An 837-nucleotide genomic window follows, 5' to 3' on the forward strand; every position below is an offset into this window, starting at 1 on the left:
CGGCGGGCCGCGCAAGAGCGGCTGCTGAGTGAGATTGCCCAGCGCATTCGCCAGACCCTCAACCTGGAGGCAATTCTCACTACCACCGTCACCGAGGTGCAGCAGTTTTTGCACACTGACCGGGTGATGATCTACCAGTTCGATGCCAATGGCAGCGGCACGGTGACTGCCGAAGCCGCGACGCCGGGACTACCCTCCCTGCTGGGTCAACGAATTCAAACCACCGCCGACGCCACCCACCTGGCGGGCTATCTGCGAGGCGAGGTTAGAGCCTATGCCAATATCGAGGTGGAGGAGACAATTCCCTGCCCGATGGATCGCCTCACCCAGGCCCAGGCCAAGGTGATTGTGCCGATTGTGCAGGGCAATAGCCTGTGGGGTATGCTGCTGGCCTACCACAGCCAGAGCCCCCACCCCTGGGCAACATCTGAGCTAGATGTGCTGAAGCGACTGGCCACCCAGCTGGCGATCGCAATTCAGCAGTCGCAGCTGTACCAGCACATCCAAACCGTGAACCGCCAGCTCGAACACCTGGCCACCCACGACGGCCTCACCCAGCTGGCCAACCGCCGCAGCTTTGATATTAACCTTCAGCAGGAGTGGAACCGCCTGCTGCGGGTTCAGGCTCCCCTGAGCCTGATTTTGTGCGACATCGACTACTTCAAACCCTACAACGACACCTACGGCCACCCCGCCGGGGATGTATGTTTACAGCAGGTGGCCCAGGCCCTAGAGCAGGTGGCCCAGCGCCCCGCCGACCTGGTGGCCCGCTACGGCGGCGAAGAGTTTGTCCTGGTGCTGCCCGACACTGACCAAGCCGGGGCCGAGGCGATCGCC

At 62.8% G+C, this 837-nt stretch carries 1 protein-coding gene; it reads left to right on the plus strand.

Annotated elements, in window-relative coordinates:
• Nucleotides 1-837: diguanylate cyclase domain-containing protein (locus tag VB780_RS14255; protein ID WP_323351826.1), on the plus strand; the 837-nt coding region annotated here is incomplete at both ends.

This window comes from Leptolyngbya sp. CCNP1308 (assembly GCF_034932455.1).
Lineage (GTDB): Bacteria > Cyanobacteriota > Cyanobacteriia > Phormidesmidales > Phormidesmidaceae > Nodosilinea.